This is a genomic window from Christiangramia forsetii KT0803, from assembly GCF_000060345.1.
Classification (GTDB): Bacteria; Bacteroidota; Bacteroidia; order Flavobacteriales; family Flavobacteriaceae; genus Christiangramia; species Christiangramia forsetii.
In genome coordinates this window covers 1,478,210-1,494,870 of record NC_008571.1, presented here as the reverse complement: position 1 = coordinate 1,494,870, position 16,661 = coordinate 1,478,210, and the positions used below count along the sequence as shown (strand labels likewise).

The 16,661-nt window shown below is 35.9% G+C and carries 17 protein-coding genes and 1 tRNA gene; 5 read left to right on the top strand and 13 right to left on the bottom strand.

Going from position 1 to position 16,661, the window contains the following annotated elements:
• Positions 1 to 5: 5 nt before the first annotated feature.
• From GFO_RS06755 to GFO_RS06740, 4 genes are all read left to right on the top strand, one after another.
• Entirely contained in the window at positions 6 to 1,907 is a 1,902-nt protein-coding gene (locus GFO_RS06755) for a RecQ family ATP-dependent DNA helicase (protein WP_011709330.1), read from the top strand.
• A complete protein-coding gene (fmt, locus tag GFO_RS06750; protein WP_011709329.1) occupies positions 1,904 to 2,851 on the top strand; it encodes a methionyl-tRNA formyltransferase in 948 nt (315 codons plus the stop codon). The genes GFO_RS06755 and fmt overlap by 4 nt, the downstream gene beginning before the upstream one ends.
• A 185-nt stretch (positions 2,852 to 3,036) precedes the next feature.
• Complete coding sequence (locus GFO_RS06745; protein ID WP_006990442.1) at positions 3,037 to 3,309, top strand: HU family DNA-binding protein; 273 nt, start codon at positions 3,037 to 3,039, stop codon at positions 3,307 to 3,309.
• Between the two features lie 120 nt (positions 3,310 to 3,429).
• Complete coding sequence (locus GFO_RS06740) at positions 3,430 to 3,990, top strand: YqgE/AlgH family protein (RefSeq protein WP_011709328.1); 561 nt, start codon at positions 3,430 to 3,432, stop codon at positions 3,988 to 3,990.
• On the opposite strand, the gene GFO_RS06735 is transcribed toward GFO_RS06740, so the two are convergent.
• Positions 3,987 to 4,832 (bottom strand): aminotransferase class IV, encoded by an 846-nt coding sequence (locus GFO_RS06735; protein ID WP_011709327.1) that lies wholly within the window; start codon positions 4,830 to 4,832, stop codon positions 3,987 to 3,989. The two genes, GFO_RS06740 and GFO_RS06735, sit on opposite strands and share 4 nt — an antisense overlap.
• 51 nt (positions 4,833 to 4,883) lie before the next feature.
• Positions 4,884 to 5,270 (bottom strand): START-like domain-containing protein, encoded by a 387-nt coding sequence (locus GFO_RS06730; RefSeq protein ID WP_011709326.1) that lies wholly within the window; start codon positions 5,268 to 5,270, stop codon positions 4,884 to 4,886.
• Between the two features lie 190 nt (positions 5,271 to 5,460).
• On the opposite strand from GFO_RS06730, the gene GFO_RS06725 reads away from it, so the two are divergent.
• Positions 5,461 to 5,534, top strand: a tRNA-Met gene (locus GFO_RS06725).
• A gap of 282 nt (positions 5,535 to 5,816) precedes the next feature.
• On the opposite strand, the gene GFO_RS17795 is transcribed toward GFO_RS06725, so the two are convergent.
• The 11 genes from GFO_RS17795 to GFO_RS06675 form a co-directional block, all read right to left on the bottom strand.
• The gene (locus GFO_RS17795; RefSeq protein ID WP_173362635.1) at positions 5,817 to 5,954 is read right to left on the bottom strand and encodes a hypothetical protein; all 138 of its coding nucleotides are present in this window, start codon (positions 5,952 to 5,954) and stop codon (positions 5,817 to 5,819) included.
• Positions 5,955 to 5,964: 10 nt separating this feature from the next.
• Positions 5,965 to 6,687, bottom strand: coding sequence for a sulfite exporter TauE/SafE family protein (locus GFO_RS06720; protein ID WP_011709325.1), 723 nt, complete (start codon positions 6,685 to 6,687; stop codon positions 5,965 to 5,967).
• Positions 6,688 to 7,137, bottom strand: a complete 450-nt coding sequence (locus tag GFO_RS06715; RefSeq protein ID WP_011709324.1) for a FixH family protein — start codon at positions 7,135 to 7,137, stop codon at positions 6,688 to 6,690.
• A 199-nt stretch (positions 7,138 to 7,336) separates the two neighbouring features.
• A complete protein-coding gene (ccoG, locus tag GFO_RS06710; RefSeq protein ID WP_011709323.1) occupies positions 7,337 to 8,758 on the bottom strand; it encodes a cytochrome c oxidase accessory protein CcoG in 1,422 nt (473 codons plus the stop codon).
• 5 nt (positions 8,759 to 8,763) lie between these two features.
• A complete protein-coding gene (locus GFO_RS06705; protein ID WP_011709322.1) occupies positions 8,764 to 9,726 on the bottom strand; it encodes a cbb3-type cytochrome c oxidase N-terminal domain-containing protein in 963 nt (320 codons plus the stop codon).
• Complete coding sequence (locus tag GFO_RS06700; RefSeq protein WP_011709321.1) at positions 9,723 to 9,935, bottom strand: hypothetical protein; 213 nt, start codon at positions 9,933 to 9,935, stop codon at positions 9,723 to 9,725. Before GFO_RS06700 ends, GFO_RS06705 begins: the two co-directional genes overlap by 4 nt.
• Before the next feature lie 11 nt (positions 9,936 to 9,946).
• Positions 9,947 to 12,142: a cytochrome-c oxidase, cbb3-type subunit I gene (gene ccoN / locus GFO_RS06695; protein ID WP_011709320.1), complete on the bottom strand. Its 2,196-nt coding sequence runs from the start codon at positions 12,140 to 12,142 to the stop codon at positions 9,947 to 9,949.
• A 2-nt stretch (positions 12,143 to 12,144) separates the two neighbouring features.
• Positions 12,145 to 12,339: a cbb3-type cytochrome oxidase assembly protein CcoS gene (gene ccoS, locus GFO_RS06690; RefSeq protein WP_011709319.1), complete on the bottom strand. Its 195-nt coding sequence runs from the start codon at positions 12,337 to 12,339 to the stop codon at positions 12,145 to 12,147.
• Positions 12,340 to 12,402: 63 nt separating this feature from the next.
• Entirely contained in the window at positions 12,403 to 14,820 is a 2,418-nt protein-coding gene (locus tag GFO_RS06685) for a heavy metal translocating P-type ATPase (RefSeq protein WP_011709318.1), read from the bottom strand.
• A 284-nt stretch (positions 14,821 to 15,104) separates the two neighbouring features.
• Positions 15,105 to 15,713, bottom strand: a complete 609-nt coding sequence (locus GFO_RS06680; RefSeq protein ID WP_011709317.1) for a hypothetical protein — start codon at positions 15,711 to 15,713, stop codon at positions 15,105 to 15,107.
• Between the two features lie 4 nt (positions 15,714 to 15,717).
• Positions 15,718 to 16,572, bottom strand: coding sequence for a universal stress protein (locus tag GFO_RS06675; RefSeq protein ID WP_011709316.1), 855 nt, complete (start codon positions 16,570 to 16,572; stop codon positions 15,718 to 15,720).
• Positions 16,573 to 16,661 lie beyond the last annotated feature (89 nt).

Here is a 16,661-nt window from a genome sequence, read left to right as displayed (position 1 = left end):
CAAATTTGCAGAAGGAAGCTTTAAAAATATTAGAAAAATACTGGGGTTTTCAGGGGTTTAGATCTCAACAACTGAAAGTTATAGAGTCTATCCTGCAAGAAAGAGACACTCTTACTCTTTTTCCTACAGGGGGTGGGAAGTCTATTTGCTTTCAGGTGCCATCTTTACTCCAGGAGGGGATTTGTGTTGTAGTTTCCCCATTAATCTCTTTAATGGAAGATCAGGTAAATGCACTTCAGCAAAAGAATATCAAAGCTATGGCCATTACCGGAGGGATTTCCTATGCCGATCTTGATAGAAATCTGGATAATTGCATCTTCGGAAATTACAAATTTCTTTATCTCTCCCCGGAAAGATTACAACAGGAACTGGTTCGTGAGCGACTAAAGCAGATGAACATTAATTTAATCGCTGTAGATGAAGCACACTGTATCTCACAATGGGGACATGATTTTAGACCGGCTTACAGGAATATTGCTGACATAAGGGATTTGTTACCCGAAGTTCAAATTGCTGCTTTTACAGCAACTGCTACAGAAGATGTGGTAAAAGATATATGTGAGCAACTTCATCTAAAGGACCCTGTAATCCATCAAAAATCTTTTGAACGCTCCAATCTTCAGTATGAAGTTATTAAAACCGAAGATAAGTTTTTTCGGCTGACTCAAATTCTGAATCAGAAATCTGCGATAATCTATGTTCGAAGCAGAAATGCCACTCAGGAAATAAGCGGGTTTCTAAATAAAAATGGTATTACAGCCGCTGCTTATCATGGCGGACTTAAAAAAGAAGAAAAGTCGGATAAATTTGAAAAATGGCTTACCAATAAAATAAGTGTCATGGTAGCAACTACAGCTTTCGGAATGGGTATAGATAAACCGGATGTAAGAACGGTAATCCATATAGATCTACCCGAAAGTATGGAAAGTTACTTTCAGGAAGCCGGAAGAGCAGGTAGAGATTCACAGCCGGCAAAAGCGATTATTTTAACTAATGCCGGGGATGTTCCTGTTTTAAAAAATCAGTTTTTAAATAACCTGGCATCTGTTGAGGACATCAAACTGGTTTACCGTAAACTGAATGCCTATTTTAGAATTGCTTTTGGAGAAGGTGAGAATACAGAATATGATTTCAATTTTTCAAGTTTTTGCAATCAATATCATTTCAATTCACACAAAACTTTTAATGCCCTGCAGCTACTTGACAGATGCAGTATTTTAAGATTATCGCAGAACTACCAGAAGAAAACAGAAATACGAATCTTAATTTCCGGGAATCATTTAGACAACTATCTGGATGAAAATCCACGATATGCGAATATCATGCGAACGATTCTAAGAAATTACGGCGGTGTGTTCGAAAATTTAATTCCTTTTAATTTAGCTTCCGTAAGTGAAAAATCAAATATTTCAGAAAAAGAATGCATCAAAATATTTGATGAGTTAGATGAAAAAAAGATTATCGAATTTAATTTATCAAAGCATGATGCTAGCATCACCTATCTTCAGCCAAGAGAAGACGATGCAACTATAAATCCTGTTTCGGGTTTTATCAATGAATATAACAGCACTAAGAAAGCTAAAATTGAAGCAGTTCTTGATTTTGTACAAAATGATCAGGTTTGCAGGCAAATTCAATTATTGAAGTATTTTGGTGAAAAATCTCCCAAACCTTGCGGAAAATGTTCTGTATGTAATAAAAAAGATGAGAAATTATCCAGGGATGATATGAATGAAATCTATTTGAGTATTCTTCGGTTTTTAAAGAATGGTCCAAGAAATTCAAGGGAAATAGTAGAGCACTTAAAATACTCTGAAAACGCTATTATAAAAATACTAGGACTGCTTTGCGAGAAAGGCGTTTTAGATCGTACCGTAAATAATAAGTATAAAATATTAAATAAATGAGAGACCTTAGAATAGTCTTTATGGGAACTCCAGAATTTGCAGTAAACAGCCTGGAAGCCATTTTAGATGCAGGATATAATGTAGTTGGTGTAATTACCGCTCCAGATAAACCTGCCGGTAGAGGAAGAAAACTCAGAGAAAGTGCCGTTAAAAGTTACGCTCTTTCAAAAGATCTGAAAGTTTTACAACCAGCAAATTTAAAATCTGAAGAATTTCAGAGTGAACTTATAGAATTAAAACCAAATGTTCAGGTTGTGGTAGCTTTTAGAATGCTTCCAAAATCTGTATGGGATCTTCCAGAATATGGAACATTTAACTTACATGCCTCCCTCCTGCCTCAATATAGAGGAGCCGCTCCTATTAATTGGGCAATCATTAATGGGGAAGAAAAAACCGGAGTTTCCACTTTCTTCCTTGATGAAAAGATTGATACAGGAGCAATGATCTTTCAGGAAGAGATTAGCATTGATGAGACCGAAAATCTAGAATCCCTGCATGATCGCTTAATGAATATGGGCGCTAAACTTATAGTAAGAACCCTTAAGACAATAGCATCTAACACAGTAACCACAGAAGCACAAGAGGATTCTGAAACCTTAAGAGACGCTCCAAAATTATCTAAGGAGAATACCAAAATAGACTGGAATGCCCCAGTAGAAAAAATATACAACCTAATAAGAGGACTTAATCCTTATCCTGCCGCATGGTGCTATCTTGCAAATTCTTCTGAAGAATTAAAAGTGAAAATTTATGATATTGAAAAAGTAAAACAAGAACATCGTTTACCAAATGGCACCATCACTATTAGCGACAACATGATTAAAGTAGCTGCTATCAACGGTTATATTCTTGTTAATGAAATTCAGTTGCCAGGAAAGAGAAAAATGCTTTCTAAAGCACTTTTAAATGGATTTAATTTTGCTCCAGATGCCAAAATGCGCTAAGGCCTTATTAACACTGATTTTGTTGCATTTTAATAAAAAACAATTATCTTTATTAACAAAACAACTAAGTTATCAACAAATACGGGCTTTTCCCTTGTCATTACTTGCGTGAACAAGAAATCCGTATAAATTTGTAAACCAGTTTAACAGAATGTTTAACCAACAATTAATTTAAAATTTAAATTATGAACAAAACAGATTTAATCGATGCAATGGCTGAGAACGCTGGAATTTCTAAAGCAGCAGCAAAAAAAGCATTAGAGTCTTTCCTTGAGAACGTTGAAAAATCACTTAAAAAAGGAGATAGAGTATCATTAGTAGGATTCGGATCTTGGTCTGTATCTAAGAGAGCTGCTCGTGAAGGAAGAAACCCACAAACCGGAAAAACTATTAAGATTGCTGCTAAGAACGTAGTGAAATTTAAAGCCGGAGCAGATTTACAAAAAGCTGTGAACTAATAATTTGTATTAGTAAAATCTTAAAGCCTTCCCTAAGGAAGGCTTTTTTTGTTAAAAATTTTAAGCTATCTATTGCATTTATTATAATAAATAATTAGTTTAGATAAAAAGACTGCTACAATGATCGCGTTAAAACCAACCAAGGGGCATCTATTAGTCGCAGAACCATCTATTATTGGAGATGTCTCTTTTAATCGTTCTGTCGTCCTTCTTGCTGACCATTCTGATAGTGGATCGGTTGGATTTATATTGAATAAGATTCTCGATTTCACATTAAAAGATCTAATTCCTGAAGTAAAAGGTGATTTTAAGGTTTATAATGGTGGCCCGGTAGAACAGGACAATTTATACTTTATACATACAATCCCAGATTTAATTCCAGATAGCATTGAAATTGCGCATGGAATCTATTGGGGCGGTAACTTTGAGGTGGTGATGAATTTGATTGCAAAAGAATCTATTGATGATAAACAGATAAAGTTTTTCCTTGGTTATTCTGGATGGGATGCAAATCAATTAGATGACGAGTTAAATTCTCGTTCCTGGATTATCACAGCAAATGAAAACGACAAAGATTTGCTGGAAAAACCTTACAACTCTTTTTGGAAGGATAAAATGTTAGAATTAGGGGGAGAATATATGCTTTGGTCTAATTCACCAGAAAACCCAACCTACAATTAACCCAGCCTGGCCTTTACATTAAGCTTACTTAAAAGATCTTTAGAAACTTTATGTGCAAATTGCTTTTTACGGTATTTACTTATCGGTTGAATTCCCTGAGCAACATTGGTAATAAAAAGTTCATCAGCTTTCTGTAGTTCAAACGGTGATATAGAGGTTTCCTCTAAAATATAATCTTCTGTTTTCTTCAGAATATTGATAAGCTGTTTTCTAATAATTCCGTTTAATACACCATCACTAATTGGAGGAGTTTTAATAGAAGTGCCTTTTACAAGAAAAATATTTCCATTTAAAGCCTCCACTACACTCTTCTTTTCATTTAGTAAAAGACAATTTTCATATTCATTTTCCCTGGCATAAATGCTACCCAGAACATTGACCGCACGATTATTTGATTTGATTGTAGAGAGCAGTCCGCTATTTACATAATGATCCTTAAAAAGTTCAATCTCATAATCACTGCTATTAAAAAGGTAAAAAGAGCTCTCCATTTCTTCCGCAGTAATTACGTAGCCTATATCCCTGGTTGCGGGAGTGTAATACCCACCCTGAAGTCTGTAAACTGCAAACCTTATTCTGGCAGGCGAAGTAGAAAGATCATTGGCCTCTATAATATTCTTAATTTCCTCCTCTAAAAATTCAGGAGAGAAACTTGAAGGAATTTCCATTCGCATAATTCGCATAGAAGCCATTAACCGAAAATAATGATCTTCCCAGAACATTATTTTCCCGCTAATAACGCGAATAGTTTCAAACACTGAATCTCCGTAAGCAAAACCACGATTTAAAACCGATAGATTCGCATTATCCTTCTTTACAATTTTTCCGTCTAAATTGATCATAAAAAAACCCCGTTTAAAAACGGGGCAAAGTTACTATTTATAATGAGATTTCTAAGCCGATCCCAGAATCTGTTTTAAATCTGAAACCATATTTTCCCAAAGCATTTTACCTTCATCCACTTCATCATCTTCAGCAAAATCAGTAATCATAAGAGAAACATCCTTGGTTATATCATCTACCTGTATACGTAATTCGAAAAAATAAGGAGTATCTTCATCATCAGTCCATTTAAATTTAATTCGTTCATCACTTTTCTTACTCACAAGTTTTGCTTTTTCCTCACTACCTTCCCATATAAAAGTAAAAAACTCCCCACGGGAATTCACATTATCGGCATACCACTCACTTAAACCTGAGGGAGTTGAAATGTATTGGTATAGTAATGAAGGAGAAGCTTGAATAGGAAACTCCATTTCGTATTTTATCTTTTCTTCCATTCTTGATTAATTAGTTTCGGGCAATATAGATATTAATTAGAAAGATAAAAAGAAATCAAAATAAATATTTTAGAAAATAAAGTTTGTGTCAAAACAAATTGTTTTTATATTTGCACCCGCAATAAAGAAATCCTGCGAGGCCTTTTGTCATAAGGCATTTAAAAGAATTTCAGTTTTGCAGAATTACTACGGCGAGGTAGCTCAGTTGGTTAGAGCGTCGGATTCATAACCCGGAGGTCCCGAGTTCAAATCTCGGTCTCGCTACAAGTAAAATCAAGGCTTCACAGAAATGTGAAGCTTTTTGTTTTTATACCTAGTACAGAATAAGTACAGAATAGTGATTTTTTCAAGCCTTTATTATATATAGATTTATTTGATAGCATTTTATTCCAATAAAAATTGAAATAAAAACATTACTGTGACATTTTTATAAAGTCGGTATTTTTTTATAAAAAATCTTTAGAAATAACTTCCCTTTATTTAAATAACGATTTTAATAATTGCCTATACATAAAAGCAACCACTGCGAAAATTGCAGGAATTTTTCTATTTATTTTTCCCTTTACCACTATTTATCATAGTAACGACTAAAATTACCAGTACCACACAAACAATCCCGAAAACGGCGATTATAGCGGTACCTAATCCCCAATTTACCAAAGGAACAATTACTTGTAAATTCATAATTATTATTTTAATTAGCCTTGTCAACAAGACTATGACATTCATATTTTGTTGTTGCCTGCTCTGTAATTTGTTTTGGAGAAACGTACGGAATTCCCAACCCCATTCCTCTAAGTATGAATAAGACAGCCACAATTCCTACAAAAACAGGTATAAATCTGCGTATATATTTTCTGCTTTTTACAGATATTATATTGCTAAGCCAAATCGCACTTGTCATTAATGGAACCGTGCCCAAACCAAAAAGCACCATATAAAGACTGCCTTCTAACGCATTCCCTCCAGCAATTGCGCCCAAAACAGCCATATAGACCAATCCGCACGGAAGAAAACCGTTTAAAAATCCAACGGTAAAAAATGTATCAGGCCGTTTCTTTCTAAGCTCTTGTCCTAGATGATTTTTAAGTTTTTTTACAAATTTAAAACCTGCATTTTGAGGATTCAATTTTCCCAGTTTTCGCTTCGGAATCAATACCAATAACAACATTATTACACCAATGATGATAGACAATTGTTGTTGTAAACCAAAAAGCGAAAGGCTCTTTCCTACCAATCCAAAAGCCAATCCAATAATCGCATAAGAAAATATCCTACCGGAATGATACAAAAAGATCTGCACCAATTTATTAAAGTTATTATTCCTATCCAGAGGTAGCAAAAATGCTATGGGCCCGCACATTCCAATACAGTGGAAACTTCCCAATAATCCGAATATGAGCGCTGAAATTAGCATTTAGTATAAAATTTCTTTTTTGAATAAAAATTCCTTATCATTTTGCAGCCAGCTAATTTTTATATTCCATCGGCCTTTTATCAATTGCGTTTCTGGTACTATAAAACCCAGCTCTTCCATCTTTTTAAAAGGAATACTAAAATCCAGTTCTTTGTTAGATGTTCTGTAGAAATTAACGCTTCCTTCAATTTCACTAATATTCATGTGCTCAGGAAATTTCAGCTTTAGTTCAGATCCATTTCTTTCAAGTTGAATATGTTCTTTTAATGCTAGTGCATTTTCTTCAGCATCAATTTCCTGCTGGTAGTGTAACTCGGCTTTATAGTAATCTTCCACCACCAAATCATGATCAAATTCTGAACTGCTCAGCATGGTTATCACAAAATACATGATGAAGCTAATAAATAGCACCATTCCTATTACGATTCCTGTTCCCCAATTAATCTTCATAATTTATTACTTTACACTTGTTAATCTAACTTGAAGCCTGTCTTAGCAGTGTCTTCCACTGCGCTCAGACTGACATTAAATAATTATTAAACTGCCACTAATGCACGATCTTTCAAAATTTAGTCTGTAAACAATCTGTCCTTAGGCATAAAACCTTCTCACTTCTAAATACTCATATCTTACTTCTAAACAACCACTTCTAATTATAGCTCCTTGGACCCAAAAAGGTGGTTGCTATAGTTTCTATAAGTTGATCGCCGTTATAAACTGCGATTCGAATTTTATCCTTTTCCTGTTCCAGCACCGCCCTGTTTATTTCAATAAATAGTGTGCCTTCAGCTAAACCATTGGCAGGAACAAGAATTGAACTTCCCTTCACGGTATTAATACTTCCGTCATGTGAAATCAGTTTAAACTGAACATTCTCATAATCTTTGGAAGTTTTATTAATGAGCTTATAGGTATACACATTACTAATGATATTATCTTCCTTATGCTCGTAAAGCTGCCCCGGAAGTCTTAGAATATTAGCTTCTACATCACTTCTTAAAAAAAGCACTCCGGTTAAAATCGAAACCAGTATAAATAATACCGCTGCATAACCTTTGATACGCGGAGTGAACTTAAATTTCTTATTTTTTTCAATATTCTCCTCACTGGCGTATCGTATTAAACCTTGCGGAAGATCTACTGCATCCATCATATGGTTACAGGCATCAATACAAGCGGTACAATTCACACATTCTAGCTGTGTTCCATTCCTGATATCTATACCGGTAGGACACACCTGTACACATTGAAAACAGTCTATACAGTCTCCTTTTCCGCTTGCTTCTCTATCTTCAGACTTTTTGAATTTCGCCCTTCCTTTCTCTTTTTCTCCTCTTTTGTGATCGTAGGCAACAACGATAGATTTATTATCTAGCAAAACACCCTGTAAACGACCATACGGGCAGGCGATAATGCATACCTGTTCCCGAAACCAAGCAAAGACAAAATAAAATACACCGGTAAAAATAAGCAGTGAGATTAGGGTACTAATATGGGCCAACGGTCCTTCCAGCACATATAAAAGTAAGCGATCACTTCCTATAAGATAAGCCAGGAATACATTTGCAATTAGAAAAGAGATCACAAAAAATATAAACCATTTTATTCCCTTTTTCCTTATCTTCTCAGCATTCCACTTCTGCTTGTCTAACCGAATCTGTTTTCCCCTGTCCCCTTCTATCCAGTATTCAATTCTTCGGAAAACCATTTCCATAAAAATAGTCTGCGGACAAATCCATCCGCAAAATATTCTTCCAAAGGCTACAGTGAACAATAAAATGAACACTACGCCTATTAGCATCATCAAAACAAAGAGGTAAAAGTCCTGGGGCCAGAAAATTTCTCCAAAAATATTGAACCTACGTTCCAGCACATTGAACATGAGAAACTGGTTCCCGTTGATTTTTATAAAAGGAGCCGCAATAAGTATTACCAGCAAAATATAACTTACCCATTTGCGGTATTTGTATAATCTCCCATCTGGCTTTTTAGGATATACCCAGGATCGTTTCCCCTCAGAGGTCATTGTTCCTAAACTATCCCTAAATCTTTCGTGCTCTTCTTTATCCAAAATCCTTATTCTTCTGTTTCGTCGTAACCCATTTCTATTTCTACGGAAGTTGAATCCTTCATTTCCACTTCAACCTCATCTACCCTGGCATCTGGGTCTATCCAAATTTCTCCTTCAGGATCTTTAGCTTCGGCTGGTGTTGTACCATGCAGACTTAAAACATAACTGGCAACCTGAGCCATTTCTTCGGGTTTAAGATCTGTCTTCCAGGAAACCATACCTTTACCGGCACGACCACCTTCAGAAATTGTATTAAAAACATTCTTGATCCCTCCACCCAGAATCCAGTAAGAATCGGTAAGATTGGGTCCAATTCCACCTCCCCCGTCTATTTTATGACAGGCAGCACAATTCCCACTGAAAATCGCTTTTCCTGAGTTGATATCTTCAGTACCTGTTAGCAATTCTACGGTATTGGCATCTATCAAACCTTTAGCGTTCTTTTTATATTCCTCCACCGCCGCTTTAGCTTCGGCAACCTCCGCTAAATACTCTTCTTTTTGAGTAACTCCGTCGAAAATATGATATCTCGCCATATAGATTCCGGCAAAAATGATACTCGCATAGAATCCATAGAGCCACCATGGTGGAAGGTTGTTATCCAATTCCTGAATGCCATCATAATTATGGTCCAGTATAATTTCCTCTTCATTTTCAACGGGTTTTTTATCCAGTAGCTTATCGTAGGTTTCCTTAAACCAGGCAAAGCGTTTCTGCTTTTTCACCGCTAATGAATGTTCATAAGCTGCTCGATCGTCTGGTTTTAAAGACATAAATAAAGTCCTATCCAAAGCTGCTACAGATACCTCTATCGCAATAGCAATTACCAGGATTACTCCCAGGATTAACCAGAACATTGGATAAATTTCAAATATGGATTGATCTCCCGTTTCTGTAGTTATTTCTGCCAGAATGATCGCCAGGGCAAGCAGACCGATGATTCTTAATACTGAAAATAAAGTTTTCATGATCTGTTTTGTTTTTGATTGATTTCCAATGAGTTTTCATCTTCTAAGTCCAGCGGTATATCGCTGACCTTTTTTATATAATCCTTCTTAGCTGTAAATACCCACCAGAAAAGCGCAGTGAAAAAAATGAAGAATATTAATAGGGAGATAATTGGAAATATGGATACCCCATCGATACTTTCTAATGGTCCTTTTACGAATTTCAACATGATCTTATAGTTTAATTGGTGGATGCTTGTTTTAAATCTTCCGCTTTAATATCTGTTCCCAGCCTTTGCAGATATGCTATAAGAGCTACGATTTCCCGATCACGCATTTCGGTAAATTCCTGCCCGTTTTCCTGAGCATACTTTTTATCTGCCTCATAACTGGTTGCAAAATCTGGATCTGAATAAAGATTCTGTTCAATTTGAGTTCCTTGCTCTGTCATCCATCTCTGTGCTTTTTCGATCTCCTCATCGGTATAAGGAACACCTAGCGTCTGCATTACCCGCATTTTATCTTCAGTATCAGATTTGTCAAGGGCATCCTGAATAAGCCAAGTATAAGATGGCATTATAGATCCCGAAGAAGTACTTTGCGGATCGTACATATGATTTAAATGCCAGTTATCGGAATATTTCTGTCCCACTCTATGCAGATCGGGTCCGGTTCTTTTACTTCCCCATAAGAATGGGAAATCATACCTATATTCACCTGCTTTAGAATATTCTCCGTAACGCTCTACTTCACTTCTAAAAGGTCTTACCATTTGTGAGTGACAGGAAACACAACCTTCCCGTATATAAAGATCCCTGCCCTCCAGTTCTAAAGGTGTATATGGTTTCACACTGGAGATCACTGGCACATAATCATCTACCATTAATGAAGGAACAATTTGTACAATACCTCCAATTAAGATGGCGATGGTAGCGAAAATGGTCAGTTTAACCGGCCTTCTTTCCAACCAACTGTGATACGCTTCACCTGTAGTTCTTTTCTTTGTTACGGGTTGTAATGCAGCGGCTTCAGCTAGCTCATCTTCTACGCCACTACCCTGGCGAACAGTTCTTACAATATTATAGAGCATTACAAAAGCTCCAAGAATATATAAACTACCACCTATAGCTCTCATCCAGTACATCGGAATGATCTGGGTGACAGTTTCCAGGAAGTTTCCGTAAGTAAGCGTTCCGTCTGGATTGAATTGCTTCCACATGGAAGCCTGCACAAATCCCGCAACATACATAGGCAGCGTATAGATAATTATACCTAGTGTACCAATCCAGAAGTGCGTATTAGCCAGTTTTATAGACCATAAATTAGTTTTGAATAATCTCGGCACCATCCAGTAGATCATACCAAAGGTTAAAAATCCGTTCCAGGCCAATGCGCCAACATGCACGTGTGCGATGATCCAGTCACTAAAGTGCGCTATAGCATTTACATTTTTAAGAGAAAGCATTGGGCCTTCAAAAGTTGCCATTCCGTATCCCGTGATAGCCACTACCATGAATTTAAGAACAGGATCTGTTCTTACCTTATCCCATGCTCCACGTAGCGTTAACAGTCCATTGATCATTCCTCCCCATGATGGGAACAATAACATGATAGAGAAAGCAACACCTAGGTTTTGTGCCCAATCTGGTAAGGACGTGTATAGTAAATGGTGAGGTCCCGCCCAGATATAAATAAATATCAAGGACCAGAAGTGGATAATAGAAAGTCGGTAAGAATAAACAGGGCGGTTCGCCGCTTTAGGTACAAAATAATACATCAATCCCAGGAAGGGTGTAGTTAGGAAAAAAGCCACAGCATTATGCCCGTACCACCATTGCACCAATGCATCCTGCACTCCAGAATAAAAAGAATAACTTTTAAAAGCTGATACCGGAATTTCAATATTATTAAAAATATGAAGTACCGCTACGGTTACAAAAGTTGCCAAGTAGAACCAGATAGCTACATACAGGTGACGCTGTCTCCTCTTGATCATGGTGCCAATTAAATTGGCACCAAAAGCAACCCATATAATAGTGATAGCTATATCAAAAGGCCATTCAAGTTCTGCATATTCTTTAGAGGATGTAAAACCCATGGGAAGGGTAATTGCCGCTCCCACAATGATAAGTTGCCAGCCCCAGAAATTGATATTACTAAGCGCATCACTCCACATTCTTGCCTTTAAAAGGCGCTGAGTGGAATAATACACTCCGGCAAAGATCGCATTTCCTACAAATGCGAAGATCACTGCATTGGTATGTAATGGTCTAAGCCTACCAAAGCTAAGCCAGGAAATACCCTCTGTAATATTTGGGAATATAAACATTAAAGCGAGCAATAATCCAACGCTCATACCTATAATGCCCCAAAACATGGTGGCAATAATAAATTTCTTTACGATCTTATTATCGTAATAAAACTGCTGTAGTTCCATAATTAATTTGATTTCACTTTTTTAACGGGTTGATTTTCTTTCGAATCGGGTTTTACCAGTTCATCATCAAACAACATTCTCACAGATGGCGTGTATACATCATCATACTGCCCTTTTTTTACAGAAATTATAAATGCGACAAAAAATATGATGGCTACAACCACACTAATAGCCAGTAACATGTAGATAATGCTCATTATTTTTAAATATGGTGTAAAAGTATTATGAGGGTGTAGCTTAAAAAATGACCATTGTCAGGTTTAGGTTCTTCTCTTAATTTTTAGATCTTTTGTGATTATTTGTGTTACCAATGTAGTGAATACCACAATACTAATAGAACTCAAAGGCATTAGTATCGCTGCAACCACAGGCATAAGATTTCCGGTAACCGCAAAACCAAGTCCTATTAAATTATAAAAGAGAGACAATAAAAAACTTAGCTGTATCACTTTGATAGCCTTGCCAGATAGATCAAAGAAGCTACCCAAATCCTTAAATCGCTTCGCATCTAAAATTCCATCACAAGCGGGTGAAAAAACATTGATATCTTCAGATATTACGATTCCCACATCACTCTGAGCTAATGCACCTGCATCGTTTAATCCATCTCCTACCATCATTACCTTTCGGCCTTGTGACTGAAGGTCTTTTATATACTGGAGTTTATCTCCAGGTTTTTGATTGAAAAACATGTTAGTTCCCTGCGGTACTATTTCCTGTAATCTTGCGCGCTCCCCATCATTATCTCCTGAAAGAATTATAATTTTTCGGTTTACTGAAAGTTCTTTAAATATATCTGAAAGTCCATTCCTGTAAGAATTATGAAAAGTAAAACAGCCTTTGTATTGATTATTAGTGCTGATATAAACTGAAGTTCTCTCAACTTTCTTTTTCTGCTGAAGTTCCGTAAAATGTCTTGCCGCTTGATCCACAAATGCTGGAGATCCAACTTTGAGATGAAGATTCTTATAAGTAGTTTCCAGTCCCTGCCCGGTATGCTCAGTAAAACTCTCTGGTGTTGAAATATTATGCTTATCCAGAATATTATATAATGACCGACTTAAAGGGTGATTAGAAGCTCGAAGACTTCCTCCAAGCAATTGCTTTTCTTCACTGGTTAGCTCTAAGCCTTCATATTCAATACGGCTTCGATCATTCGTAGTAATAGTTCCGGTCTTATCAAAAACCACGGTATCTATTTCAGCGGTTTTTTCAATAATATTGGCATCTTTCAGGTATAAATGATTCTTTCCGAAGATCCTTAACATGTTTCCAAGGGTAAAAGGCGCAGCCAGGGCAATAGCACAGGGACAAGCGATGATGAGCACTGCCGTAAATACATTCCATGCTTTTGACGGGTCATAGAACATCCAAAATGTTGTAGAAAGTATTGCTATGCACAAAACAGCATAGGTAAACCGCTTACTAATCTGGTTGGTTAAATTCTGAAAAACAGAATTTTTGTCTTTACTAAACACCTCATCACTCCAAAGCTCTGTAAGGTAACTTTGCTTTACAGGTCTCAGTGCTTCCAGTTCTATGATCCCTCCCTGCTGTCTCCCGCCAGCGTAAAGTTTATCTCCGCTAATTTTAGAAACCGGCTCTGCTTCACCTGTCACAAAACTATAGTCAATTTTAGCATCGCCTTTTATAAGAATAGCGTCCATTGGGATAAGCTCTTCATTTCGAATAATGATCCTGTCCCCTTTTTCAATCTTATATACCTGGATTTGTTCTTCTAGCTGCTTACCCTCTTTAGAAATAACACGGGTAATGGCGATGGGGAAGTATGATTTATAATCTCTTTCAAAAGAGAGAAAAGAATAGGTTTTTTGCTGAAAAAATTTACCAAGCAAAAGGAAAAATACAAGTCCGCTAAGACTGTCAAAGAATCCTGTTCCCAGGTCCAGAGGTATCTCTACAGTACTTCTAATAAAAAGCACACTTATCCCCAGGGCTATTGGTACATCAATATTTAGAATACCAGATCTTAATCCTTTAAAAGCCGAGATAAAATAATCTCTCCCTGAGTAAAATACTACCGGTAACGAAAAAATAAACATCAACCATCGAAATAGATGTTTGAACTGTTCCAGCCAGAATTCATTGATCTCAAAATATTCAGGAAATGAAAGAAACATAATATTTCCAAAAGCGAAGCCTGCCACTCCAAGTTTATAGATCAAACTTCTATCTACACTTGATTCATTCGCGTCATAATTATCCAGGGAAATATTTGGCTCATAACCTATACGAACCAGTAAAAGCACCAGATTCTTCAGGCTCATTTCTTCCGAAGAAAAGCTTAATCTAATCGTTTTTTTAGGAAAATCTACCTGGGAGCTTTTAATTCCTTTATGCAGTTTATTCAGATTTTCAAGAATCCAGATACAGGAACTACAGTGTATAGAAGGAATGCTAAAGGAAACTATTTGGGTATTATCATGATCAAACTCAAGTAGTCTTTCAATGATCTCAGAGTTTTCCAAATAATCATACTTTCCTTCCCTTATTTTCGGGGAAATACCAGGTGCCTTTTCCAACTCATAATAATAAGAAAGATCGTTGGTATTTAAAATTTCAAAAACAGTCTTACAACCTGAACAACAAAAGGACTTATCATCAAAGGCAATAATTTCCTCCAGACAATCGTCCCCGCAATGAAAGCATGATTCCATATTTTGAAATAGAATTTAAAGCTACAAAACTGATAAAATGGATGCTTTGAAAATATGACCGTGGTCAGAGAATACTTTATTACAATATCTGGATCATATACAATTTTTCTAACGACCATCATTTTTTTTATTATAATGATCTAGAGTATTATGAAATATAATAATTTGAGAAAAAACGGAAAGAATATAACCTATCTATATAAAATACCTAAAAATAAATGTGCATCGTTACCAAGTCTAATTTGATTGAAATCTTTTCCGAAATACATTATTAGGATTTAATGCTATTCAAAGTTTGATAGCTGCTTTTCTATATACTTATTAATCCCCTTAGTTATTTTCTTAGGCTTTCTCATTTCCGCATCCATTTGCCAGATTAATTTATCATCCTTATTGGGACAAATACAGTAAAGGGATGTTCTTATATTATAAATAACTATATCGGGAGGCGAAGTATCTCCTTCAAACAATTTATTATCTGAATTAGGATCATTAATCCCCGCAATATTATCGCTCATTATTTCCATAGATCGCAACCAGGTTAATTTAGTAGAAGATCCAGTAATTTCAGATAATATAACTGCATCAAAGCCATGTGTCTGCATCCATTGCATAAACTCTTTTTCCTTTTTATCTGTGCGCTGCCCCATGACAAACTCTTTATCAAAGAACCTGTAACTGCTAAGCGCTGAAAATCCTTTTTCTTCAAGTGCCTCGCTTAGTTTCTCTTCGAAATATTTTCGTATTTCATTATCGAGGCTGGCCCCTACCACCAAAATTTTTTGTGGTTTAAAACCAGTATTGATTTTTTGCTGGTTAGTCACTTTTACTCCAGAACAGGAAAAAAAGAGAAAACATAATCCTAGTAAGGCTAAGTAAAAGCTAAATCTCATTATTTTATGGTTTTATGTCTATAGACGGGATGATAAGAAAAGGAAAACGCAAATGACGATCTAGTTGCATGATCACTGGTTCCCTGAAAAATTTAAAACTTTCATGCTTATATTTTATCATAACAAGGAGATCCATTTTTTCTTCTTTAACATGCATCGCAATTGCCTTAGAATTTTCCTCTTCAATCTGAAGCCATTTAAAGTTACGATCCTCTTCCTGAAAAAAGGATTTAAGCAGGTTAAAATTTTCCCACTGTTGTTTGGTCATTTCCTCTTCCTTACCAACACATATAAAATGTACCTCAGCACCAAAATTCTTCACACAGGTTTTTAATATTTCAAATTCCGGTTTATGGAACTTTGCCTTATAGTCTGTTGCGAATGCAATTTTCTTTGGTGATTTAAAATCAACTTGTTGCGGCACCATTAAAACTGGAACACTATGCACCTCTTTTAATACATTTAAGCTATTACTTCCAAATAGATATTGCTTTATCCCATCTAAACCATGGTTCCCCAGGACTACAAGATCTACAGACTTTTCAGAAGTTCTATTTAAAATAGCGTTTGTTAGACTTAAATCTGTATTTATAAATTCATAGGTATGTGCCAGGGAATTATTATCCCGTTTAATTGTATGCAAGAGTTCCTCTCCTTTCAAGAGGGAATTTTGTTTTGCATTCAATTTGTCAATGTACCCACCTTCTTGCACTGCAGGATAAGGATATATTTCAAAATCCTCATGATAAGAATGAAGAATAGAAAATTTACAGGATTTATTTTGAAACAAGTTGGTAACATAGTGAAGTGCGCAATAGGCATCTTTCGAAAAATCGGTACAAACAAGAATATTTTTCATAAGAATAAATTTTTAGTAAGATCTACTGGATATTGAATCAATAAAGTCAAAAACATAAATATTTCAAGCTATGATTCTTTATCATCTAT